General features: G+C 33.7%; 23 protein-coding genes and 1 pseudogene. All 24 read right to left on the bottom strand.

The window, feature by feature from the left end:
- Window position 1 precedes the first annotated feature (1 nt).
- Window positions 2-1,689 (bottom strand): annotated as a pseudogene (locus Q428_RS01275) (GspE/PulE family protein).
- A gap of 298 nt (window positions 1,690-1,987) precedes the next feature.
- The gene (locus Q428_RS01270; RefSeq protein WP_035377445.1) at window positions 1,988-3,046 is read right to left on the bottom strand and encodes a type IV pilus twitching motility protein PilT; all 1,059 of its coding nucleotides are present in this window, start codon (window positions 3,044-3,046) and stop codon (window positions 1,988-1,990) included.
- 101 nt (window positions 3,047-3,147) lie between these two features.
- Entirely contained in the window at window positions 3,148-3,978 is an 831-nt protein-coding gene (gene aroE, locus Q428_RS01265; protein WP_242847739.1) for a shikimate dehydrogenase, read from the bottom strand.
- Complete coding sequence (locus Q428_RS01260; RefSeq protein WP_035377442.1) at window positions 3,950-4,459, bottom strand: YqeG family HAD IIIA-type phosphatase; 510 nt, start codon at window positions 4,457-4,459, stop codon at window positions 3,950-3,952. Before Q428_RS01260 ends, aroE begins: the two co-directional genes overlap by 29 nt.
- Window positions 4,460-4,846: 387 nt before the next feature.
- A complete protein-coding gene (gene sigK / locus Q428_RS01255; protein ID WP_035377441.1) occupies window positions 4,847-5,530 on the bottom strand; it encodes an RNA polymerase sporulation sigma factor SigK in 684 nt (227 codons plus the stop codon).
- Window positions 5,531-5,920: 390 nt separating this feature from the next.
- On the bottom strand, window positions 5,921-6,556 hold the full coding sequence (udk, locus tag Q428_RS01250) for a uridine kinase (protein WP_035377440.1): 636 nt from the start codon (window positions 6,554-6,556) through the stop codon (window positions 5,921-5,923).
- 1 nt (window position 6,557) lies between these two features.
- Entirely contained in the window at window positions 6,558-7,781 is a 1,224-nt protein-coding gene (locus Q428_RS01245) for a peptidase U32 family protein (RefSeq protein ID WP_035377439.1), read from the bottom strand.
- Between the two features lie 3 nt (window positions 7,782-7,784).
- Window positions 7,785-8,438 (bottom strand): O-methyltransferase, encoded by a 654-nt coding sequence (locus Q428_RS01240; RefSeq protein ID WP_035377437.1) that lies wholly within the window; start codon window positions 8,436-8,438, stop codon window positions 7,785-7,787.
- An 80-nt stretch (window positions 8,439-8,518) separates the two neighbouring features.
- The gene (gene mltG / locus Q428_RS01235; RefSeq protein WP_035377435.1) at window positions 8,519-9,544 is read right to left on the bottom strand and encodes an endolytic transglycosylase MltG; all 1,026 of its coding nucleotides are present in this window, start codon (window positions 9,542-9,544) and stop codon (window positions 8,519-8,521) included.
- Window positions 9,545-9,609: 65 nt separating this feature from the next.
- Window positions 9,610-11,454, bottom strand: coding sequence for a translational GTPase TypA (gene typA / locus Q428_RS01230; protein ID WP_035377433.1), 1,845 nt, complete (start codon window positions 11,452-11,454; stop codon window positions 9,610-9,612).
- Between the two features lie 91 nt (window positions 11,455-11,545).
- On the bottom strand, window positions 11,546-12,019 hold the full coding sequence (locus Q428_RS01225; RefSeq protein WP_035377431.1) for a QueT transporter family protein: 474 nt from the start codon (window positions 12,017-12,019) through the stop codon (window positions 11,546-11,548).
- Window positions 12,020-12,156: 137 nt separating this feature from the next.
- Entirely contained in the window at window positions 12,157-13,821 is a 1,665-nt protein-coding gene (locus tag Q428_RS01220) for a ribonuclease J (protein WP_035377430.1), read from the bottom strand.
- A 529-nt stretch (window positions 13,822-14,350) separates the two neighbouring features.
- A complete protein-coding gene (locus Q428_RS01215) occupies window positions 14,351-14,812 on the bottom strand; it encodes a Fur family transcriptional regulator (RefSeq protein WP_035377428.1) in 462 nt (153 codons plus the stop codon).
- 106 nt (window positions 14,813-14,918) lie between these two features.
- Window positions 14,919-15,065 (bottom strand): hypothetical protein, encoded by a 147-nt coding sequence (locus Q428_RS15320; RefSeq protein ID WP_161633573.1) that lies wholly within the window; start codon window positions 15,063-15,065, stop codon window positions 14,919-14,921.
- Window positions 15,066-15,077: 12 nt separating this feature from the next.
- Window positions 15,078-16,919: a ferrous iron transport protein B gene (gene feoB / locus Q428_RS01210; protein ID WP_035377426.1), complete on the bottom strand. Its 1,842-nt coding sequence runs from the start codon at window positions 16,917-16,919 to the stop codon at window positions 15,078-15,080.
- A complete protein-coding gene (locus Q428_RS01205; protein WP_035377424.1) occupies window positions 16,919-17,155 on the bottom strand; it encodes a FeoA family protein in 237 nt (78 codons plus the stop codon). The genes feoB and Q428_RS01205 overlap by 1 nt, the downstream gene beginning before the upstream one ends.
- A gap of 111 nt (window positions 17,156-17,266) precedes the next feature.
- On the bottom strand, window positions 17,267-17,953 hold the full coding sequence (gene sfsA, locus Q428_RS01200; RefSeq protein ID WP_051514796.1) for a DNA/RNA nuclease SfsA: 687 nt from the start codon (window positions 17,951-17,953) through the stop codon (window positions 17,267-17,269).
- Between the two features lie 49 nt (window positions 17,954-18,002).
- Window positions 18,003-18,278 carry a DUF1292 domain-containing protein gene (locus tag Q428_RS01195; protein WP_423219565.1) on the bottom strand — a complete coding sequence of 92 codons (276 nt, stop codon included), beginning with the start codon at window positions 18,276-18,278 and terminating at the stop codon, window positions 18,003-18,005.
- A gap of 62 nt (window positions 18,279-18,340) precedes the next feature.
- Complete coding sequence (gene ruvX, locus Q428_RS01190; RefSeq protein ID WP_035377422.1) at window positions 18,341-18,754, bottom strand: Holliday junction resolvase RuvX; 414 nt, start codon at window positions 18,752-18,754, stop codon at window positions 18,341-18,343.
- A 12-nt stretch (window positions 18,755-18,766) separates the two neighbouring features.
- Window positions 18,767-19,717, bottom strand: a complete 951-nt coding sequence (locus tag Q428_RS01185; RefSeq protein ID WP_035377420.1) for an aldo/keto reductase — start codon at window positions 19,715-19,717, stop codon at window positions 18,767-18,769.
- A 16-nt stretch (window positions 19,718-19,733) separates the two neighbouring features.
- Complete coding sequence (locus Q428_RS01180) at window positions 19,734-20,252, bottom strand: hypothetical protein (protein WP_035377418.1); 519 nt, start codon at window positions 20,250-20,252, stop codon at window positions 19,734-19,736.
- Between the two features lie 14 nt (window positions 20,253-20,266).
- Window positions 20,267-21,331 (bottom strand): hypothetical protein, encoded by a 1,065-nt coding sequence (locus Q428_RS01175; RefSeq protein ID WP_035377417.1) that lies wholly within the window; start codon window positions 21,329-21,331, stop codon window positions 20,267-20,269.
- 27 nt (window positions 21,332-21,358) lie between these two features.
- Complete coding sequence (locus tag Q428_RS01170; RefSeq protein ID WP_035377414.1) at window positions 21,359-21,613, bottom strand: IreB family regulatory phosphoprotein; 255 nt, start codon at window positions 21,611-21,613, stop codon at window positions 21,359-21,361.
- A gap of 135 nt (window positions 21,614-21,748) precedes the next feature.
- On the bottom strand, window positions 21,749-25,933 hold the full coding sequence (locus Q428_RS01165; RefSeq protein WP_051514794.1) for a CehA/McbA family metallohydrolase: 4,185 nt from the start codon (window positions 25,931-25,933) through the stop codon (window positions 21,749-21,751).
- Between the last annotated feature and the right edge of the window lie 10 nt (window positions 25,934-25,943).

Here is a 25,943-nt window from a genome sequence, read left to right as displayed (position 1 = left end):
TCTACTCCTTTATATAAGCTATTTTCATCATTTCATCGAAGGTTGTCAATCCCTTCAAAACAAGGTTCTTACATGACATCGTCAAGGTCTTCATACCCATTTTGATACTTAAATCCCTGATTTCGTCAGTACTCTTGTTTTTAATTATATAGTCCCTGTGCTCCCTGGTGATTTCCATAATTTCATAGACACCCACTCTTCCGGCATAACCTGTACCTTTACAGTAACTACAGCCTCTCCTTTATATATTATTACACTGGAATCAGCCTTTAATCCAAGGACTCTCTTTTGGTATTCATCTGCATAATGTCCCTTTTTACAATATGGACAAATTCTTCTAACCAGCCTCTGTGCTACAACACCTGAAATAGATGTAGCAACCAGATAAGGCTCTATACCCATATCAGTAAGCCTCACTACTGCTGAAGGGGCATCATTTGTATGGATAGTGCTTAAAACCAAATGCCCTGTTATTGCCGCCCTTATTGCAATTTCAGCCGTTTCACTATCCCTGATTTCACCTATCATAACAATATCCGGGTCCTGTCTTAAAATTGACCTCAAACCTGAAGCAAAGGTTAATCCTGCCTTAACATTAACATTTACCTGATTTATACCGTCAACAAGGTATTCTACAGGGTCTTCAACTGTAACTATATTTTTCTCATCTGTGTTTAACTCATTTAAAATTGAATATAGGGTTGTTGATTTTCCACTTCCAGTAGGTCCTGTAACCAGTATTATCCCATGTGGACTTTTAATCATTTTATCAAGCTTTACTAAATCATCATCTTCTATACCAAGCTGCCTTTTTCCAATTAACATATTGTCTTTGCTTAAAACTCTTATTACAACCTTTTCGCCAAATACTGTAGGCAGTACAGAAACACGAAGATCCACATCTTTATCGTCAACCTTTGTAATTATCCTTCCGTCCTGTGGAACTCTCCTTTCTGCTATATTTAAATTTGCCAAAATCTTAATTCTTGTAACCAAGGCCGCCTGAATTTCCTTAGCTGGCTTTAAAACCTCATTTAATTGGCCATCAATTCTGTATCTAATCCTTATGTGGTTTTCAAAGGGCTCTATGTGAATGTCACTTGCCCTTGCCTTCACAGCGTTCATAATAATTGAATCCACCAGTTTAACTGCAGGTGCATTTTTCACATTTTCAAGTTCCTTCTCTTCCTGGACCGTTCCTTCATCTTGTATGTTCTCCCTTGAAAGCTCATCTGCAGCCTTTTTAACCTGCTGACCTGAATAAAATTTGCTGATAGAGTTTTTTATATCTTCCTTTGATCCTAAAAGTGGCTCAACTTCATAGCCTGTAACTAATTTAATATCATCTAAAGCAAAGATATTCAAAGGGTCAAGCATTACCACCTGAATTCTATTCTGACTTATTCCAACTGGGAAAATAGTATACTTGTTTGCTAAGGTTTCTGGAACCATTTTAACAACATCGTAATCAACATCTAACGTTTCAATGCTTACACGTGGAATCCCAAGCTGCATCTCCAAGGCTTCAAGTATATCCCTTTCCTTTAAATATCCATCTTCTACTAAAATTTCACCTAGTCGCTTTCCTGTTCTTTGCTGTTCTTTTAAAACCATATTTAATTGTTCTGCCGTTATCTTCCCAGCCTCAACCAATACATCACCAAGTCTTTTTTTAAACCTTGCCACCATCAATCAACCTCTATCTCTATTTGATATATTTTTATTTCTTTACTTCATTTTCAGCATTATAATTTTCTGTTATTTTACATATGTTGTAAATAGAAGTGATATAAAATAATATTTTATGATAATTTTATCACTTTTATACATATTATGGTATAGTTTTTTTTGAATTTCTTAAAATTTTTTTTACTCCATATTTTTATTATAAAGCTTTCCAAACCTTCCCTCAAATTAAAAAACAGCAATCAACATAAATTTAACAATGGATTGCTGTTTTTTCTTATGTTATTTTCACAATATAAAATTATAATTTAAGCATCCTCATCATCACATCAGAATCCACAGAATAAAGCATTGCATCTTCATAGGTTATTTCCCCTTTTTTATAGAGCTCTATTAAAGACATATCCATTGTTTTCATGCCATATTTTGCTCCAATTTGAACAGCAGAATCAATCTGATGTGTCTTACCTTCTCTTATAAGATTTCTTATTGCCGGAGTTGCTGTCATTATTTCAAGGGCACAGGTTCTTCCTTCACCATTTGCCTTTGTTATCAGCTGTTGAGATATAACACCTTCTAAAACAGTTGAAAGCTGAACCTTAATCTGCTGCTGCTGATATGGAGGAAAGACATCAACAATTCTATCTACCGTTTTGGAAGCTCCAACTGTATGAAGTGTAGATAATACAAGATGTCCTGTTTCTGCTGCTGTAATTGCAATTGAAATAGTTTCAAGATCCCTCATCTCTCCAACAAGAATAACATCTGGATCCTCCCTTAATGCTGCTCTTAAAGCATTTGCATAGGATTTGGAATCATGTCCAATTTCTCTTTGATTTACAATGCTTCTCTTATGTTTATGAAGATACTCAACAGGATCCTCAAGGGTTATAATATGCCCGCTTCTTGTACTGTTTATTTCATTTATCATAGCAGCTAATGTAGTTGACTTTCCGCTACCAGTAGGGCCAGTTACTAATATAAGCCCCCTTGTTTTATTCGTTAACTCCTTTATCACAGATGGCATTCCCAGCTTGTCCAATGTAGGAACCTGAGGTGCTACAGTTCTAAGGGCAATAGCATCACTTCCCCTTTGTCTGAAAACATTAACCCTGAATCTTCCTACACCCTGAATTGAAAAGGACAGGTCCATTTCACCAGTCTTTATGTATTCATCATATTGATCTGCATCTAACATCTCTTTTACATAGTTTTCAGTATCCTTTGGTACAAGCTTACCGTTGCCATAGGGTATTAGCTTGCCATTTATACGCATCGTGGGCGGGAGCCCTACTGTTATATGTAAATCTGAAGCTCCAAGTTCAATTGCCTTCCTTAGTAAATCCTCTAAGTTTAACATGTATACCCTCCAATCTTTTTCATCAATTAAGATAAGATTATTGCTATATTTTTATTAAATATACTTCCGAAATTCCTTACTAATATTATATTACACTAAAGCTAATTTGTCATTATTGCTACAATATTGTCGATTATTATATCATTAACTGTTATTTCTCTTAAGTTCCAAATACACTGTGAGGCATAGGCCTGTGCAACTAACATATATAGGCCATTTATTGTTTTTAAACCTCTTTCTTTACCATATTTAATCAGAAGCGTTTCCTTTGGGTTGTAGATTAAATCTATAATCGTTGAAAATTTTTCTATTTCTTCTTCAGCTATTGGAGAAACACCTGTATCTGGATACATGCCACAAGGAGTACAATTAATAAGTAAATCAAAATTATTTTCATATTTAATATCGCCATATGATATTATTTTTTTATCGCTATCCATTTTAACATTTTTTATATCTCTGCTGCAAAAGGCAACTTCACTTACTCCGCTGTCAACAAGATAATGATATACCACCCTTGCTGCTCCTCCGGTTCCTAATATTAATGCCCTTGTGTTCTTTACCCTAACCCCATATTTTTCTATAGTAAGTTTAAAACCGAAGTAGTCTGTATTATATCCTAAAGCTTTCCCATTTAGAAATTGAATGGTATTAACAGCTCCAATTTTTACAGCTTCATCTGATAATTTATCAAGATAGTTTATTATCTTTACCTTATAAGGTATGGTTACATTTAAACCCTTAACCCCAATATTTTTTAAGTTTAAAAAACTCTCCTCTAACTTTTCCTCTTCAATTTCATAAAGATTGTACCTTCCCTCTAAATCCATCTCTTTTAATAGAAGGGAGTGAATCTTTGGTGAAAAGCTGTGTAATAATTTTTTCCCTATTAATCCATAAACATCACTCAAGTTTAATAATCTCCTTTTCATATTTAGTTTTAATGTATTTTTCCAATCTCCTTATATATCTGGTTGTTGGCAATTCCCTTGTTGAAATCGGTTCTACTAAAATAGTCAGAATTCCTATTCTTCTTCCGCCAAATATATCAGTAAATATTTGATCCCCAATTATACATGTATCCTTCAGGTCGCCTTTAATAAACTTAATTGCTCCCTTAAAGGTTATCGCCATTGGCTTCATGCCTAAGGAAAAAAACGTAACACCCAGCTCATCACTGAAGGTCTTAACCCTTTTTTTAGAACTGTTAGAAAGAATACATATATTAAAGCCCATATCCAAAAGTCTAAGGATATGTTCCTTGGCTCTCAAATCAGGCTTTATACTCCCCCAAGGTGCAAGGGTGTTATCTATATCTATCAGGATATTTTTGATCCCCATCTCAATTAACCTCTCATATTTAATATCGTAAATACTTTGAGAATAATAATGAGGAATAAAAATTTTTTTCATAAATCTCCGTCCTTTTTATTAAAATATCTGCTAGATTTATCATTATATTAATAAACATGTAATGATAAATCCATTACATCAGATTGTTAACAAACCTAATTGTTAGTTAAAGTATAAAAAAGCCCCATGAAAGGATTTCAAAAGGCATATTTCATGAGCTTTAGCAATTTTTGGTTTTCGACTTTGAAAAAGTCCGTAAATCGGCACAGGACGTGCCGAGCCGAGCGGCCATCAGGACGATGGCATCGCGAGGGTAGGACTTTTTCAAACAAAGAAAAGCTTAGAATTGCTTAGCGAAATGAAGGGATGCCCAAGAAATTCTTCAAGGGGCTGATCAATATATAACTTTTCAATAGCCTGATGTAATGGCAGAGCCATTACATGTTTTTAGTTTTGCATTTCTTTTGCCAGTTTTTTTAAAGCCTTTTTTTCTATACGAGATACATAAGACCTTGAAATACCTAATAATTTTGCAATTTCTCTCTGGGTTTGTGGTTCTCCCCCTAAACCATATCTAAGCTTTATAATAATCTTTTCTTTTCCCTCAAGAACCTTGTCAATTAAAGCATATAGCTTTTTCATAGAAATTTTATTTTCAACCTCATCTAATACTGCATCGCTTTCAGTACCTAAAACATCAATAAGACAAATTTCATTTCCTTCTTTATCTACTCCAATGGGATCCTGAAGATAAACTTCTCCCTTAGCTTTTTTGCTGGCCCTGACATGCATCAATATCTCATTCTCTATACATCTTGCTGCATAGGTAGCTAGTCTGTTTCCCTTGTTATAATCAAAGCTCTCAATAGCTTTAATAAGGCCTACTGTGCCTATTGAAATCAAATCATCTGCATCCTTTGTATGGGGATTAAATTTTTTAATTATATGAGCAACCAAGCGTAAATTTCTTGTAATCAACTCATTTTTGGCAGACTCATCTCCTGCTTTATATGCCCTGAAAAGTTCCCTTTCCTCCTCTTCATTTAGAGGATAAGGAAATGAATTGCCATTTGCAATGTAACCTACTAATAAAAATGCACCGTTTAGTATATTAAATAGAACCTGGAACACCCTGACTCCCCCCTTAACAGGTCATATGTATAATATATGTAAGTCAGGGTAGCTATGTGCCTGTCTATCTCAGGGTGCATAAAATTTTCTTTGTTATTTGCAAATTTTTAATATATTTTATAACATTATCCTAAATATTTTTTAATATTTATACATTTTAACAGACACTTTCAATATAATTCTGTTTGTAATAATATTTTACCATATTTTTATAAATATGGTATATGCATTATTTACGATTTTAACCCTAAAACTTTTAATCAGTTCATTGTTTTATTAAAGCCCCATGAATAAAATTCAGAAGAGCATCTTAAAACTTTATCAAAATCAATAGATGCACAATGAAAATTATTTATAGGGCTATTCTTATATGAATAAATTGTTTAATCTTTATTCTATGACTTCTCTTTTTGAAACAATGTCTCTAACCTTTGCAATCATAATGTCAATTGCAACTTTGTTAAATCCACCCTCTGGTATTATTATATCTGCATATCTTTTTGTAGGCTCAATGAATTGCATATGCATTGGTCTGACAACGTTTATATACTGATCAATTACTGAATCAATTGTTCTTCCCCTCTCAGTAATATCCCTTTGAATCCTTCTTACGATTCTAACATCAGCATCAGTGTCAACAAATAACTTTATATCAAGGAGTTCTCTTATTTCAGGTTCAACAAGAACCATTATTCCCTCTAAAATTATAATGTCCCTTGGTTCAACCCTTACAGTTTCCTTTTTTCTTGTGTGAATTTCAAAATCATACAGCGGCTTGTCTATGGCTTCTCCATTCATAAGCATCTTTAAATGCTTTAGTAAAAGCTCAGTATCAAAGGCATTTGGATGATCATAATTAGTTTTCGTTCTTTCTTCAAAGGATAGATGGCTTTGATCCTTATAATAAGAATCCTGCTCAATTACAGCTATTTTTTCTGCTGGTATACTTTTATATATTTCCTTTGCTACTGTACTTTTTCCGGAGCCAGTACCCCCTGTTATTCCTATGATTATTGGTTTTTTCATTTTATTCTCCTTTCTCCTTAACAAGCATATCCAATGGTTTTAGTTCTCTATCTGTCTTTATTTTATAAATCATCTGTGGATGTGGAGCCACATCAATGACCTGACCTTCACTATTCCACATTTCATTTAAAACGATGTTAAAATTTTCTCCCTTTGGAGTTAAAACTTCTAAAGTTTCACCTTTAAATACTCTATTTCTCTGCTCTATCGTAGCTATACCATTTTCCTTGTCATATTCCTTTACCATTCCAACTATGTCATGGCTCCTTATATATGAAGAATTAGTATATATCTGAGCCTGTGGTTTGCCAAAATAAAAACCTGTGGAGAAATTTCTATGACTTGCCTTTGATACATCATCAAGCCACTTTGGATTAAACTTATAATTCTCTTTGTCTTTAAGATAACTGTCAATTGCTTCCCTATATGCTTTAACAACAGTTGCCACATAATATGAACTTTTCATTCTTCCTTCTATTTTAAAGCTTGTAATGCCACTATCAACGATTTCTGGGATATGCTCTATCATACATAAATCATGTGAATTCATAATATATGTTCCCCCTTCATCTTCATTGATAGGGAAATACTCTCCTGGTCTTTTCTCCTCTACAAGATAATACTTATATCTGCATGGATGGGCACAGGCACCTCTGTTTGCATCTCTCCCTGTCATGTAGTTTGACAAAAGACATCTGCCTGAATAAGATATGCACATAGCTCCATGTATAAAGGCTTCTAAATCCAAATCCAAAGGTGTTTTTTCCCTTATCTCCTTTATTTCATCTAAAGACAATTCTCTGGCAAGAACCACCCTTTTTGCACCTAGCTTATACCACATCTGAGCTGATTTGTAGTTCACATTGTTTGCCTGGGTGCTTATATGGATTCCCATATCAGGAGCTGTTTCTTTTACAATTGAAAAAATCCCAAGATCAGATACTATAACAGCATCAACCCCTATTTCTTCAAGTGATTTGATATATTCTGGAAGTCCCTTTAAATCATCATTATGAGGAAATATGTTAACTGTAACAAAAACCTTTTTCCCCATATCATGGGCAAATTTTACACCTTCAGCCATTTCATCAAGATTAAAATTATCTGCCATAGCCCTGAGTCCATATGACTCTCCACCAATATACACTGCATCAGCTCCATATGTTAAGGCAGTCTTTAATTTCTCTAAATTACCAGCAGGTGCTAAAAGCTCTATTTTACTCATAATTTACACCTCCATAATCTTTGTACTCATGGCGATTCCATCTCCAATAGGGAGAACTACTGTTTCCAATTCACTCATATTTGAAATATGTTCCAGATATTTACGCATTCTCTTAACTATCGTAATTTTTCTTCTGATTAAAAGTTCATTAGAAGCTATCATTCCTCTGAACAATACGTTATCAGAAATCAATAACCCATTTATTTTAAGATGCTTTAAACATAGTGGTAGAAAATGATCATAATGTCCCTTTGCTGCATCAAGAAAAATCAAATCATATTCACCCTCTATTTTCTCCAAAACCTCCATTGCATCTCCCTTAATTATGTTGATTCTCTTTTCCAGACCCTGTTTTTTTATGTTTTCAACTGCAAGGCTATACATATTATCATCCCTCTCTATAGTGGTTATGCTGCAGTCAGCACCAGCTGCCTCAGCCATAACTGAAGAGGAATATCCAATAGCCGTACCTACCTCAAGAATTTTCTTTACATTATGGGATTTAATTAAAACTCTTAAATATTGAGCAACCTCAGGGTGAATTATAGGAACATCGTTTTTTATTGCATAATCAAGGATTTCCCCTAAATATCCCTCTGGTTTTTTTATTAATCCTCTTATGTAGTCTTCAATATAATCATGTGCAATATTACTCATATTTTCCTCCACATACAAAATTAATACATGGAAATTTATCAGACTCTATTCCATGTATTAATTATTATTTTACCCCTAATTTAATTATTTAAAAGTTTTTTATATCTTAAAAACTCATTGTAATCCTTGGTAAAATGATGAGTTCCATCTCCCTTGGCAACAAAATATATGAACTCTGTCTTGGCAGGATTCAGTGCTGCCTCAAGTGAATCTTTACCTGGATTTGCAATAGGTCCAACAGGAAGCCCAGCATTTTTATAGGTATTGTATGGTGAATCTATTTCTAAATCCTTAAAATACAATACTGGCTTTGTTTTTCCCAGAGCATACTGAACAGTTGCACAGGACTGAAGGGGCATATTGATGTTTAATCTATTATAAAATACTGAAGCAATAACTGGTCTTTCCTCCGATGACTTTGCTTCTCTCTCTATAATCGATGCCATAATTACAACATCATCTAAGGTTAATTTTGAATTTGCCAAGCCTTCCTTTAATGATGTTTTATATACATAGTTAAAGGTGTCAAGCATCTTTATTATTATATCCCTTTCATTCATACCTTTTCTAAGTTCATAGGTATCAGGGAACAAATATCCCTCAAGTCTTGATGGTCTGTCCTTAGGTATATTATTTAAAAATTCATAATCAAACTTTCCATTTTCAGCCTCTTTTATAAAAGCATCTGCGTCCTTTATTACACCCTTTGAAACAAGTTTGTCGGCAATCTGTTTAACAGTATACCCTTCTGGAACGGTAAAACTTAATATATCTGGGTCCAGCTCACCATTTATAAGTTTTTTAAATACATCCTTTGGAGTCATTGAAGTATTGAACCTATATACTCCTTTTTTAAAGGTTTTATTTATATTTTGGTTTTTTAAGTATATTTTTGCTAAAAGCTTTGATTTAATTAATCCTTTTTTATTTAAATTATTTATAACTGTATTAATTGACTCACCATTAGCTACCCTGAACTCTACATCTATTTTTGTTTTTGATATCGGCAAGTTTAAAAAAAGATTATATACAACAAATGGTGAAATTAATATTAAAACAGTTATTCCTATAAACCATATCCTTTTAGTTGATGTATTTGACCCCACTTTATACACCGCTTTCGTAAAAATACTAATGTTATTATATTATTCTAATCTTTATTTTACAAGTTTTACTTTCCTTCTCTTGCTGCCTTTGCCTTTGCAGAGGCTTCTTTTTTTCTTAAATTCACATCAAGTATTTTCTTTCTCATTCTTATTGTCTTTGGAGTAACCTCAACCAGTTCATCGCTTGCAATAAACTCAAGACTCTGTTCAAGTGTCATTTCTGTATGGGGAGTCAATCTTAAGGCTTCATCTGAACCTGATGCTCTCATGTTTGTTACATGTTTTTTCTTACAAACGTTAACTTCTATATCCTCTGCCCTTGAACAAACCCCTACAATCATACCGCTGTATACTGGTGTTCCAGCTGGTATAAACAGGGTACCCCTTTCCTGGGCATTATATAAACCATATGTTACAGCTTCCCCACTTTCAAAGGCTACAAGTGAACCTCTTGTTCTCTCTGGAATATCTCCCTTATATGGTTCATAACCATGGAAAATATGATTCATTATTCCATTACCCTTTGTATCTGTTAAGAACTCATTTCTATATCCTATTAAGCCCCTTGCAGGTATCTTAAATTCAAGTCTTACATATCCATTTATTGCTGAAGTCATGTTTACCATTTCAGCTTTTCTTGTTCCTAACTTTTCCATTACTACACCCATAAATTCCTCTGGAACATCTATTGTAAGATATTCAATTGGTTCATGCTTTACTCCATCTATATCTTTGAATATAACCCTTGGCTTTGAAACCTGAAGTTCGTAACCTTCTCTTCTCATTGTTTCAATCAATATTGAAAGATGCAGTTCACCTCTTCCTGAAACCTCAAAGGCATCTGTTGTTTCAGTTTCTTTAACCCTTAAACTTACGTTAGTTTCAAGTTCCTTCATAAGTCTTTCCCTTAAGTGTCTGGAAGTAACATATTCCCCTTCCCTTCCAGCAAATGGGCTGTCATTAACAGAGAATGTCATAGAAATAGTTGGCTCATCTATATCCACAAATGGAAGTGCCTCAGGGTTTGAAATATCAGCTATTGTTTCTCCTATGTTAATATCCGCTATACCTGATACTGCAACTATATCTCCTATAGAAGCTTCCTCTACATCAACTCTCCTTAACCCATTATAAACATATAGATTTGCTATTTTACCATTTCTGACTTCTCCATCTTTATCACAAACTGCAACCTGCTGGTTTTTCTTTAACTTTCCTCTTTCTATCTTACCTACAGCTATTCTTCCAACATACTCATTTGAGTCAATTGATGTAACCAGCATTTGTAAAGGTGCATCTTCATCACCCTCTGGTGCTGGAACATGTTCTATTATTGTCTTAAATAAAGGTTCTAAATTAACAGCCTCTACTGATAAATCAAGGGTTGCTATTCCATTTCTTGCAGAACAGTAAACTATTGGGAAGTCTAGCAGTTCATCATCTGCTCCAAGTTCAATAAACAATTCAAAAACTTCATCGATAACTTCATTTGGTCTGGCATCCGGTCTATCTATCTTGTTAACTACAACTATTGCTTTTTTCTTCAGTTCCAATGCCTTCTTTAAAACGAATCTGGTCTGTGGCATAGGTCCTTCAAAGGCATCAACCAGTAAAAGCACTCCATCAACCATTTTTAAAACTCTCTCAACTTCTCCGCCAAAATCGGCATGTCCTGGAGTATCTACAATATTAATTTTAATTCCATCATGAATTACTGCTGTATTCTTTGATAAAATGGTAATTCCTCTTTCCTTTTCTAAATCATTAGAATCCATTACCCTTTCATCAACCTTTTCATTGCTTCTGAATATACCACTTTGTTTTAACATCCCATCAACCAATGTAGTTTTACCATGGTCAACATGGGCAATTATTGCTATATTTCTAATATCTTCTCTTATATAACTCATTACAAAACTCCTTTCAATATATAAAAAATAGGATATTGTATCAATATCCTATTAAACAACATTATAATTTTAAGCCTTTAAATACAAAATGTCAACGCATGTCTTTTTTTGTAACTCTCTCAAAAACTGAAGCCAGTATAACTCCTAAAATTCCAGCTGTTAAAAACTCGCCAAAACCAATTGTTCCTACGTTTACTATGTATGGTATCTTTGTAATTTTGCTTACCCAAATTGAAACTATAAACGCATTTAATAATATTGGGGGAAGCACAGCTAAATATTTATTCGGCATTTTTGAAGTTAAATATGCAGCTGCCAGTGTAGTTAAACTTCCAAACACAATATCAACTAAGCCATATCCGCTTGCAAAATTTGCAATTGCACAGCCAATAAACAGACCTGGTATCGCTGCAGCTTCATATAATGGTAAAATCGTCATTGCTTCCGAAATCCTAGCCTGAACCGGGCCATAGGATAAATCTCCTAGGATTATTGTTAAAACAACATATATTGCAGCTATCACACCAGATTTAATTAAAAATTTGGTATTATATCTTTTTTCCATCATATCACCCCTTATTCATCTTAATTAACTATTATCATATTTTTCTGTTTTTTTCAACATAATTTGCTTTCTTTGATTATAGTTTTAAATTTAATATTGAAAAAGAGTCAAAATCCTTGACTTTGACTCCTTTTTCATTAAATTTCCATTATTATTGGTAATATCATTGGTTTTCTCTTGGTTTTTTCGTATAAAAATTCTCTTAAATCATCCTTTATGCTTGACTTTAATGCGGCCCATTCTGTTACATTATTTCCTAGACATCTATCTAATGCCCTCTTTACTATATTTCTAGCTTCTTCCATCAAATTCTCTGATTCCCTAACGTATACGAAACCTCTTGAAATAATATCAGGTCCAGCAATGACACTTCCAGTTTCTTTTTCGATGGTAACAACAACTGTTAATATTCCATCCTGGGCAAGATGTTTTCTATCCCTTAGCACTATGTTTCCTACATCTCCAACACCAAGACCATCTACAAGAACCTGACCTGAAGTTACATTGCCATTGAATTTTGCACTGTCTTTAGTCAGCTCTAAAACATATCCAAGTTCAGGTATAAATATATTTGATTCATCCATTCCCAGCTTTTGTGCCAGCAGTGAATGTTTCTTAAGGTGTCTGTATTCACCATGAACCGGCATGAAGTACTTTGGTTTAACTATTGTATGGATTAATTTTAAATCCTCCTGACAGGCATGACCTGAAACATGTATATCAGCTAAGGATTCATATATTACATCTGCACCCTTTTTAAACAACTGATTTATAACCCTTGAAATAAGTTTTTCATTTCCTGGGATTGGAGTTGCAGAAATTATAACTAAATCATCCTTTACAATTTCAACTTTTCTGTGTTCCGATGTTGACATCCTAGCCAGTGCTGACATTGGTTCACCTTGGCTTCCAGTTGTTATTATTGTTATTTTATGTTTTGGGTATTTTCCAATATCATCTATACTGATTAACATACCCTCTGGAATGCTCAGGTATCCAAGCTGAGAAGCTACTTCTACTATATTCTCAATGCTTCTTCCACAGACAGCAACTTTTCTATGGAACTTGTAAGCAGCATTTATAACCTGCTGAATTCTGTGAACATTTGAAGCAAATGTTGCTACTATGATTCTCTGTTTTGTATCAGAGAATATCTTTTCAAAGGTTTCTCCTACTGCCCTCTCTGACATTGTATGTCCAGGTCTTTCTACGTTGGTACTGTCAGCCATTAATAGAAGTACTCCTTCTTTTCCAAGTTCAGATAACCTGGTTATATCCATAACAGCTCCATCTATTGGAGTAAAGTCTATTTTAAAATCCCCTGTGTGTACTATAATTCCTACAGGAGTATGTATTGCCAATGAACATGAATCTGCAATACTGTGACTGTTTCTGATGAATTCAACTTTAACATCTCCAAAAACTATTACATCTTTAGGCTGTACTACCCTGAGCTGTGATTCCCTTAGGATACCATGCTCCTTTAATTTTGTTTCAACTATTCCAAGAGTTAATTTTGTTCCGTATACTGGTACATTTAATTGTTTTAATATATAGGGAAGGGCCCCTATATGGTCCTCATGTCCGTGGGTAAGTACTATTCCCTTAACCTTATCCTTGTTCTTGATAAGGTAAGATACGTCAGGGATAACTATATCAACACCGAACATCTCCTCATCTGGAAAAGCCAAACCGCAATCGATTACTATAATCTCATTTTTGTATTCAATTGCAGTCATGTTTTTACCGATTTCATTAACTCCTCCAAGAGGAATAACTTTTACTTTGTCCTTCTTAGTCAAAAATCTTTTCCCTCCTTTTTACCGCTAAGTCAACCGCACATTACCAATAATGCTATTATACTTTATTAATGCTAAATTTATCAATAAATTTATTCATTAATGCTTTAATTTTTTGATACGTGTGATGTTTGTAAATTACTTATCTTTATTTTAAGCAGTTTTTATAAAATTATCAGAACTTATTAATAGTTTTCTATTATAAATAAAGCCTGTGCACAAACACAGGTCAGATTGACGTCATACATCATCTGTAAATAAAGTTTACAACAAGGTCATGAAATAATTGCAGAAAGTGCATGTCATGAATCATAGTAAGTCTTATTTTTCGACTTTAAAAAATCCTGTAATTCAGCACATGGACGTGCTGAGCCGAGGCCGGAGACACGGATGTCGACTGCCGAGGGTAAGGTTTTTTAAACAAAGAAAAATTTAGACTTACTTGATGAAATGACCTAAAACTTATGCAATTATTCATGACCTCATAAAACACGTTACCTGTACACAGCCTTACCTGTGCACAAACACAGGTCTATTTTTTCAGGTTTTCTGAGCAGCTGGAACAATAACCAAAGAACTTAACACTATGATTAACTATTCTGAATTTATATAAATCTTCTACTTTCTCTTCTAATTTTTCTAGTAAATCATCTTCCGCTTCCTCAACCTTACCACAGCTTATACATACAAGGTGGTGGTGCTGATGATCTTCATCATTATGAACCAATTCATATCTATTACATCCATCATCAAAATTCATTTTACACAGAACACCCATCTTTTCAAGAAGTTGAAGCGTTCTATACACAGTTGCCAATCCAATTTCCGGACAATCATCCTTAACAATATCATAAACTTCTTCCGTTGAGAGGTGTTTACCTTCGTTCTCTATAATAACATCTAATATTGCTCTTCTCTGGGGGGTTAATTTATATCCCTGCACCTTTAACTGCTGTTTTAATTTTTCTATATCTTCCTTTGACATTAAACCCATAAATACACCTCAATTCCTAATTTAGGTTAATTAGAGTTTACATTTATTTCCCTTCATTGTCAAGAGATATTCATTTGATAACTATTCTTCAAAAAAAATCTGCAGATTATTCTGCAGACCTTTTGTTTTTTTGTGCTGAACATTTTAAACAGTTTCCAGAACACTTCAAGCAGTCAAACAATTTTGTTCTACATCTTGGACATACAGTAGAATCCTTAACCATATATCCACAAGTTGGACATTTAACCTCCATAAACTCACCCTCTTATATTATCATCCATGCAACAGCTCCACCTACTAAAAATGCAGTTACAAAACTACCCAGCCAAATGTATATAGCTTCCTTTTTACTTCTTTCCTTAAATAGAATCATAATTGAAGCGATACATGGTACAAATAATGTTATAACTATTAACGCAACAACTGTCTGGGATGCTGACATTGATAAATCAGTTAACCCTGCAGCACCAAAGTCCCTTCTTATTATACCCATTATAAAGGCATTTGCTGCCTCCTTAGGTAATTTTAAAAGACCTACAGTAATTGGCTGTACTGCATCTTGAATTGCAACTAACGCATTAGTTTCATTTAAAATTGTTATTATTAGTGCTCCTAATGCAAATAATGGTGTTGCTTCCTTTATAAACATCCAGGACTTTGTCCATGTTTTTGATAAAACATTTGACAATCTTGGCATTCTAATTGGCGGTAAATCAATAAATAAATCTGATGATTTACCTGGAAGAACCTTATTTAAAAGTGTTCCTGTTAAAACAAATACTGCCAATATAGTAAATGAATAAATCATTAAGTATTTAGCTCCAAGTGGTGCAATCAGCCCAGCAATAACACCCATCTGAGCAGAACATGGAATTGTAAGTCCAAGTAATGCTGTTGCTATAATCTTTTCCCTTCTTGTACCAAGAAGTCTTGTAGTTATTGTAGCCATAGTTATACATCCAAAACCTAATATTATCGGTATTATGGCCCTTCCATTCATTCCTAAAAAGGATAACACTCTATCTACTAATGCAGCAATCCTTGGCAGATATCCTGAATCCTCCATAATAGACATAAAGAAGTAAAATGCAATTACCAGTGGCAATAACAAACCAAGCATATATGTTGGAGTTAATGTAAACAAACCAAACTCTCCAGCAAAAACTCTGTATAAAAGGGTATTATCTCCTAATAATCCTGAAGCTATCTTTCTAATAAAAGGTTCATAGTGCTCACCCATTATTACACCTTCAGTTATACCAACAACGTCACCTGCTACAAACACACCTATTACCTTAAACATAACATATAGAGAAACTGCAAGCATTGGGATACCTGTAATAGGGTTTAACATATACTGACCAAGCTTATATCTGAATGTATTTCCTTTACCTTCTTTTTTAATAATTTCAGATACTATTTTATCAACCTGTTCCCTTCTTAATCTGTAAACCTCTTCTCTTTTGCCCTTTGAAGTTAAGCTGTATTCCTTTAAAATATCCTCATCTTCTTCAACAACCATTAAAGCCTCGCTTTGTTCTCCAACCTTATGGATATATTCTTTAACCATCTCAAGTATTTGAGGATTAGCATTTCCTATTTTTGCATTATGGATGTTCTTCTTTACTTCTTCAAGTCCCTTCCCCTTTACTGCAACAGTTGGTATTACTGGAACTCCTAAAAGCTCACTTAATTTTTTAACATCTAGATCTATTCCGTTTCTCTCAATATCATCCATCATATTCAGAGCAACAATCATTGGCTTACCCATATCCATGATTTGCAGCGTTAAAAACAAGTCTCTTTCTATATGAAGTGCATCAACAACATTTAAAATAATGTCTCCATAAAGTATAACATCCTTGGCTACCCTTTCCTCATCATTAAAGGATGATACTCCATATACACCTGGAGTATCAATTACAACGTCATTTCCGAATTTTCCATGGGATACATCAACTGTAGTACCAGGAAAATTAGAAACATCCACATACATTCCTGTCAAAGCATTAAAGAATACGGATTTACCTACATTTGGGTTTCCCGCAAGTACTATCTTCTTAGCTCCCTTTGGTATATCAATATTTATTTTATCACAGCAGTTCATTATGCTCCCTCCTTTAAGTCACACACCTCAATTGTAATTCTTTTTGCCAGTTCCCTTCCTACAGCTATCTCTTGTAATCTATTACTTAAAATCACAGGCCCAAATGGTATTTTACCTGAGCAATTGACATGTGCACCTTCATATAGCCCTAACCTTATAGCCTGCACCCTTATTTCATTATCATTTATATTTTTTATAATAACAGTCTGACCTTTTTTTGCTTTATCTAATGTCATAGGAACCCCCTCCTTATATTGCTATTGATATTCATTATCACTATGTAGCGAAAAAATAATTGAGAATTAATCTCAATTCTATTTTAACCCTATTGATAATGATTGTCAATATTAAAAATAAATCTTTATCTCTTCTTTTATAGATATTTCATCAACACTGATAGAACATTTATAAGCTTTAACTATTACCCCATTATCATAAGCCTCTTTAAGCTTCTCTCCAAAGGCCTTATCTATTTTATAATTAGGAGTGAATTCCTCTACATAATCCATAAATGCAATAACTACAATGGCAGCACCAAATCCTTCTTTTTTTGCCTTTATAAGTTCATCTATATGCCTTTTTCCCCTGTCTGTAGGTGCATCTGGAAACATTGTTATTTTGTTTTCTTCATAGGTTGCACACTTTACTTCAAGAAGTGTTTTTTCTTCACCCTCTATAAAAAAATCTATTCTGCTATTATTGTAAGTTACTTCTCTTTTGATCTTCCCATTTAGCCATTTTATTTTTCCTGTTAACAAAGCATCTTCAAAAACCTTATTAGCTAATGCTGAATTTATACATATTAAATGATTATTTTTATATACAAACATAAGACTATATCTAGTCTTTCGATTAGGATTCTGAGACTTTACAAGGATAACCTCTGTTCCTGGAAAAAGCATCTCTCTCATTCTCCCAGTGTTTGGAACATGAACCCTTTCTATACTGCCATCTATATTAACAAGTGCCTCAAAACGATTTGGTCTTTCTATAAATATTCCCAAAACCTTGTCTCCCTCGATTTTAACAGTCATAATTTCACCCCATATGAAAAGGATATACCTATAGGTATATCCTCATTAATTACTCTTCGTCGTCTTCTGCTTCAAGCCATTCTTCATAAGCTTGAGCTACCTTTTCAAATTCTTCATCATCTTCAATTTCAGCAAGCATTTCTTCGCCATCTTCGTTTGTATCTAGTCTGAACACAACTGCATCATCTTCTTCTGAATCTACAGGATAAAGAACAAAATATTCCTTTCCATCAACTTCAAGAGCTGTTATAACTTCGAATTTAGTTTCTACACCATTTTCATCAGTTAGAACAACTACGTTTTCCATGTTTTCCATGTTCTCCATTTAAATCACCTCGATTTTTAATATACTGTAATTGTAATGTTTGAGGATATAATTGTCAACCTTTATTTGCCTATCCTATCAAGATATCCTTGTAGTATATATGTAGCGGCAACTGTGTCAATTACTTCCTTTCTCTTTTTTCTTGAAACATCGGCTCCTATAAGCATTCTTTCTGCAGCAACAGTAGTTAATCTTTCATCCTGATAAATTATTTCCAGACCAGATTTATTTTTTAATTTTTCACAGAAATTCATAATTTTTTCACTCATAGGCCCTAATGTTCCATTCATATTTTTAGGAAGACCTGCTACAATCTTTTCAACATTATACTCTTTTACAATATCTATTATTTCTTTTATATCGTTTTTAATACCTGTTCTTCTAATTGTTTTTATTCCCTGTGCTGTCCAGCCCATTGGATCGCTGACTGCAACACCTATTGTTTTTTCTCCTATGTCTAGTCCTAATACTCTCATTAATATCCTCCCTCAAACTATTTTAATACAAAAATTTGGGCAATATGCAGAGCAATACCCACATAAAACACATTTCTCCTTATTTACAATCACCTTATTATCTGATATTTCTAAAGCCTTGTTTTTACATGCTTTAACGCAGCTTCCACAGCCTTCACACCAAAAATCTATATGTAGGTGTTTTGTTCTGTTTTTAAGTTTTTCCCTTAATCCTTCATCAATTGTTTTTCCTTCAAAGCGTAATACGTTTGCATTTACCTCATCAATGGTCTGCATTCCAACGGCTATGGAATGAATGTAAGGATTATTTAATACGAAATTAAAGCATTCATCAGCTGATGCCATTAAATTCCCTCCGCCAAGGGGTTTCATTGCATATATTCCCTTACCGCATTTATATGCTTTTTCAATTGCTGCAAGCATTTCATCTATACTTCCGTCAATTATTCCAAGTCCCTTAATATTAACTATAGGATGCACAACATCAACTTCATCCATACTGCATACTGCCTCTACAACCTCAACTGCGTGGGTTGAAACACCTACAGCATCTATCAATCCACATTTTTTTGCTTCTACTAAATATCTTAGAGCTTCTTCGTGACCTTTTAGTGTTAATCTGCTCTCCTGTTCATGTAACATAAACAAAGCCATTCTTTTAAGTCCTAGTTCTTCCAATGTCTCTTTTAAACTGTCCCTCATACCTTCATATGTGTAATCATAGGATTTTGATGCAATTAATATTTCTTTGTTGCAAGACAGCTCCATTGCTCTTTTTATATAAGGATTAGTTTTATATAACTTAGCAGTATCAATAAAGTTAACACCCAAATTAAAGGCATGTGCAATAACCTTAGCTCCTTCTTCTACAGGTAAATCAGCCTGAAGGGGGCCTACGGTTAATCCACCAAAACAAAGTTTTGAAACCACAAGCTTTGACTTGCCTAATCTTATATACTCCATAATATCCTCCAGATACTCAATCATTAATCTTTTCAATACAGTTAATAAAGAAAAGGTAGTTTACATATAAAGTTAAAAATAAAGCAAGGGATACTATTCCTGAGTCATTCAGAAATGTTATCAAAATACAACATAACACAAAAATAAACTTATTTCCACTAAAATTGAGTTTTCCCCTTAAAACTTCATATATAAACACTGCTGCAGTTGCAGCTGTTATTACTGTCCATCTATTAAAAGTTATAAGTCTCCTTTGGGTGTATAACTTACTTTTCAATACAGTTAAAATGTATTCCCTGTTTCCTGTTAAAACATTTCTGAAAAAAACATTTATATGATTATCCGATTTTAATATTATAAAGGCTGCAAAAAACAGGAGTGTTAAAATAATTACTAAAGGTGCTGTAATTATAGTAAGGCCAAAACATGTTAAAAACCCTCCAAAGTTGCTTCCGCATTTACTTGATAATAACAACAATCCATTAAGAAACCATATAGTCCACTGTGTTTTAGATTTAAGCCTTTTGCTTATCATAAAATTATAGGCAATTATAATTCCCAGGTATTCGTTGCTATCCCATAAAACCTTGCTCCTAATGAGGGTTCATAGCTTAAGAGGGAATTTTTTAAAAGATAGTTGGTTGTCAGAGCATCCCCATAAATAACAATTAAAAACAGTATTATTGGAATATATACACCACTTTTCTCTACACACAAAACTAATATTAACGTTCCAACAGCTATTAAAATCACTTTTAAAATAAAATTATCCAAAAGAAATAAAGGTTCTATCAGCACCATAATTGGAATCATTATTATAGAAAGGCTTAAATATGGTATCCTTTCTGAATTATTTACCTTTAGCAATAAAACATTAAACAGGGTTATTACACATATAAAGTAGCTGAATAGTTTTAGAAAGTCTCTTTTTTGGTTCAGAAGTAAAATTCTTTTTACATATATGTCATTTAAATTTCCCTTAACAATTTTTAAATCCTTAAAATTACCTTTTATAATGTTATTAATATTTTTATAATCTAATATGCCCATATTTTTTGTTGTTTCAGAATAAAAAATTCCCCCATTCTCTCCATCGTAATAAATCAATGGCAATAGAAATCTTTCATATCTTTTTTCCGAATACCTTTTCCATGAAATAATCAATATGACTTTATTTTTTTTGTCTTTTATTTGTTGTAAAAAATCCTCTAATTCCCCTAATGAACTTATATGATATATGTATATCCTATCCCTGTCAGGTTGTCCAGAAAGCAAAAATTTAGACGGCACATACAATGTACCGTCTTTTTCAACATAACCCTTTATAATCACATTATTGGCTTCTATATCATTTATATATTCAGGAACATCTTCTTCCTTTAATTCAGCTGGTTTTTCATTTACCAGGCTCTTGAAAAAACCAAACTCCCCTCCGTTTGTTCTTTGAATAGACAAGGCAGTTACTGAATTCTCCATTATTTCCTTTGTTTCCTCATAAATACTAAGTTGTTCAATGGTGATGTTTTCTATAAATATTATGTATCGCTCCTTAGCGTTAACAGAAAAAATTATACTGAAAAAACCAAAAAACAACACCAGTATTTTTTTTAACATCTTTAGCACCCTCTAAATAATATTAAACTAATCCTTAAGGTAACTTCTTAAAAGTTCTTCTAAGATTTCGTCCCTCTCAAGTTTTCTTATAAGTCCCCTTGCATTATTATGACTAGTTATATAAGTAGGGTCCCCTGATAAAATATATCCTACCAATTGATTTATTGGGCTATATCCCTTTTCCTGAAGGGCATTATACACTTCTTTTAAAATTTCTTTTGTTTTATTCTTTTCTTCCATTTTAAAGCTGAATTTCATAGTACCTTCATGGCGTTCGGTCATTCAAACCACACCTTTCTCTCTAGTATGTTTAATTTTAATATACCATGTTATTCAGTTTAAATCAAATGTATCCTTATGATTGTTATTATTTTTCCATATTAAAAGTTATAGGCAGGACTAAGCCTGCCTATTTTTCTATTCAATTTCATGCATATCTGAAAGCGGAATCATATTATCTAAAGATTCCCAAATAAAGTACTTTATTTTCAGCTTACCTTGAACATTTGGTATGCTCATCATAACAGTTAATGTAGCACTATCAGTAACCTTAATTATCTGTTGTGATGCCCCATAGAGCAGCATCTTATCATTTTCATCATATAAAGCAACAATCAAAGCAACCCTTTTGTCTTGTTTAGTATAGTTTATTCCTTTAATGCTTATTCTTACATCCTGACCCTTTATAATCTTTTCTGGCACTTCAGTAGTTATTATTTCAAAATCATCCCTTTGTGGTGAATCCTCAATCCAAACAACCTCTGAAGTATTTCTAACCCTTAACCTTGGTCCAAAAGGATCAACAGAAGCCAATCCAATTGCACTTATCTTGCTTCCAACCTTAATTCTTTCATCCCATTTGCCAGCCTTTGTAGAATCTCCACTTCCATCTCCTATATATCCATCAAGGAATACACGTGCTTCCCCAGTACCATCATCTACATAAATATTTTGACTATCCATCCTAGTTACTTTTCCAATAACCTTTACCAATAACCCACCAAACTTACTGTCCATGGCATCCTTAGTTGACAATAATGTGGGATCTATAGGATTTACTGAGATATCTGTTACTGAATATTCAATCACCCTTAATTCCAAATCTCCCTGATACTCATCCAATGTTCCAATGGCTCTTACCCTTTGGCCAACCATTATATTCCCATCTGAAATCGGGAAAAGATTAATACCACCTGTAGAATCCTGAATATATAAAGTGTCAAAGAAGGCGTTATCAGAAGGAGTCTTACCTGCAGTTACCGTTCCTTCTACGCAGTATACATCTCCCTTTTGTCCTTCTCTAACATTTGCTATTGGAGTTACTGGTATAACCTTCTTAATTGAGTCTAATATGTTTAAAGTAATATTGTAGTTGCTGTTTTGAAGCTGAGCAGAATTATCAAGCTGAACTTTTACTTCAAAGTCTGATATAAACACTGTTCCCCCAATAAACATCTTTCCTCCACCTGGAAGGTTTTCTACTGCAAGTGCATATACACTTCCCTCTGGAAGTGAAACTCCTGCTACATTTTTATTAGAATCTATTGACCTTGTTGTGTCATATCCCTTAACTAGCCAAGTAGCCCTTCCTGTATTAAGTGAATTTTCATCAATATTCAATGAACAACCACTATAAAAGCTATAATTCTGTTCTGGTAAAACACCATTCAAATAAGGTGAATTAAAATTATAGTTTCTAAAGGCAAGCCTATAGTTTTGATTATTTAACTTATTAATATCATCAACAACTTCATCGTTGTTAAATCTTGTAGAGGCTCCAATTCCTTCTAAAAGTCTATTCATCTGTGTTGAAGTTTGATATTCGCCTGTTCCATCCTGGTAGTCTGCAATTCCACAAACAATTAAATTTCCGCCTCTATCTACAAACCTTTTCACAACTGCAATATCCTCATCACTGAAGCTCTGCGGCTGATATGATATACCATTTACTGTTCCTGCTTTTTTAGCTGGTGCTGTAATTATTAAAAGCTGTGCATCCTTTAAAACTTCATCAGTAAGCTTGTTCTTTTCAATGTTTACAGCAATCTTTTGACTGTTTGCAATGGTTGTAAAGTTGTTTAAATTATTTGCGTAATACCCATATACGTAGTCATTGTAATGAGTTGCATCAACAACAACCTTTGTAGTCACTAAAGGATCAACTACCTCTACCTTCAAAACATCAGTGAAAATCTTTTCAACTCCATTTATCCTTGCCATCATCTTAACATCGATATTAAATTTTCCTGAAGCCGGCGGAGTATAATCAAATGAATATGCAGCGGCTCCTAAGGATGCAACTGCAGCTAGATCATGTGCTTCGTTTATTACATTGCCATTAATTGAATAAACCAAACTTGTTATTTCCATTGGATAATTTTCATTGTTAAATAGATTTGAAGTTATCTTAAAGCTCTCACCCTTAATTGGTAGTGTTGTGCTTCCAAAAGTCTTTGAAATTCCAGCCTTATCAACCTCTCCAATCCATACTGGTGCTGTAACTGCAATATCCTTATCAGCCTCATCAACCCTTATATAGTAATATGAATAATTTGCCGAAAGGTTAAATTCTATTAAATCCTTATTAGCTGTAACAATTTTCGTTGCAACTACCTTCCCACCATTTGCAATTACTGAAATCTTTCCAAGAGCTTCGTTATCTGGATCTTCAATATCAACTTTAATATTTACGCTTTCAGGCTTGCTTTCAAAAATAGTTCCCATTATCTCGCCATTTAATGTATAATTAATTTTTAAATTGTTATCTTCAGTAGCATAAACCCTCATGTTCCTCATTGCGTCATATATATTATCCCTTGTTAAACTATCTGCTAACACAACAGTCCTTCCTGTATTTGCTGTTCCCCATTTTCCAAGGTGATTATCCTGGTTATTTGTAGGTGCAAGGTGCCAGCCCTTATCAAGTGCCCTTTGATAATACTCATAGGATGGGAAATATCCACTGCTTCCTATAGCTCCTTCTCCATTTCCTACTTCAATTAAGGTAATCAACTTATCTATTTGTGGGTCATAATATGCAAAATCATTAAAATCTCCAAAGGTTGGCCCTGGATGGTTCATCTGTGAAATTGAATCTGGGAATAACTTCAAAAGATCATAATACTGTTTTAGGCCATCTGGCTGTTTATACTTTGCATTATCACGAGTCTCAAAACCAGGTGTATTAAATGTGTTTATATGCCCAGTTCCATTAGACCACGTCATTTCATAGGCATAAATACCAACAAAAGTGTTGCCAGTATATCTATCTGCTGCATCCCTTCCATTTAGCCACTTTGTGCTCTTTGATCCATCAGCCATGCTTGATATTAGAGCATTATCAAAGGAATTAGAATGGTCAGTCACTGCAAAAAAGTCAAGCTTTGCTGTGTTCTTTGCATAGCTATAAGCATCATCAAGTGTCCCTAGACCATCAGAGTTAGTTGTATGCGAATGTATTTGTCCAAAATATATATTGTATTCAGTATTTACCTTTTGAGTAAAGCTAAATGTTGAAATTGGGCTGTCCAATAACCCCTCTGCCTTTGCATATGCTTTAATTGTTGTAGGAAGTTGCCTTAGAATTATTGGCTCAGTATAATCATTCCAATTTACACCATCATCAAGTGAATATTTAATTGTTGAATTTGGTGTCTCGCATGATAACATAACTGCTTTATGCAAAATTACAGCACCGCCGTTTGGATTTGCAGTAACTGATAAAGTCTTCCCTTGAGTATAGTTGAATGTAGATACAACGCTGTTATTTAATCCTTCCTTCATTCCATAGGCCTTAATAGTTGCAGGAAGTGTTGTAAGAGTAATCTGTGTTTCTGGGTTATATGGTGTAAATTCACTGTCATTTATAGAATACATAATAGTTGCACCTTCAGTTGCACAGTAAAGAGCAACCTTAGATCCAAGAGCAATTTCATTTCCGCTTTCAGGAGATGCCTCAATACCTGCCACAGTTTCAGCATTTGAAACTGGTGTTCCTGTAACTGATATATTATTTATGTTACTTGTTCCTGTTGGCGCAACTTCAAGAACAGTAGTAGATGAACTTGAAGCATTAGATGTCATTATAAATCTAATATAAACCTTATCTTTGTTTGAAATCTCACTTGGCAAATTAATTGCTGACATGTAGTTGTTTAGAGTAGTACCTGTTATTGCATATGTGCTATTTGGAACATCAGCCCACGTGTTTCCTTCATCTACGCTGTATATTAATTTAAAGTCCCTAGGCCCTGTTGAAGAAGAACGGGTCTTTGCAGATAAAATTAAATTGTCATATCCCTTTGTTGAAAACTCAATCTGCCAATACTTTGTATTAGTGCCATTATCCCATCCGTTAATTGATAAACTTACTGCACTATAACTAGGGGTAGCATCCTTAAAATTCTTTAAAAATGCAGTGTCCTTATATGTCCCCCCTGTTGCAGGAATTGGATAGGAAGTTGGTGCTGATATATAGTCCCATGAAGCTACTGTATCTGGTTGAGCTGCTTGAACTGGAATGCTTATACTGAAAAAGTTTAAGACCATAACAAAGACAAGGAACAAAGACGTCAATTTCCTAGTCATTTTTTTCTTAATCACTTATACCCCT

The organism is Fervidicella metallireducens AeB, from assembly GCF_000601455.1.
Lineage (GTDB): Bacteria > Bacillota > Clostridia > Clostridiales > Caloramatoraceae > Fervidicella > Fervidicella metallireducens.
The sequence above is the reverse complement of the archived record's forward strand: the minus strand, read 5'-3'. Positions and strand labels throughout refer to the sequence as shown.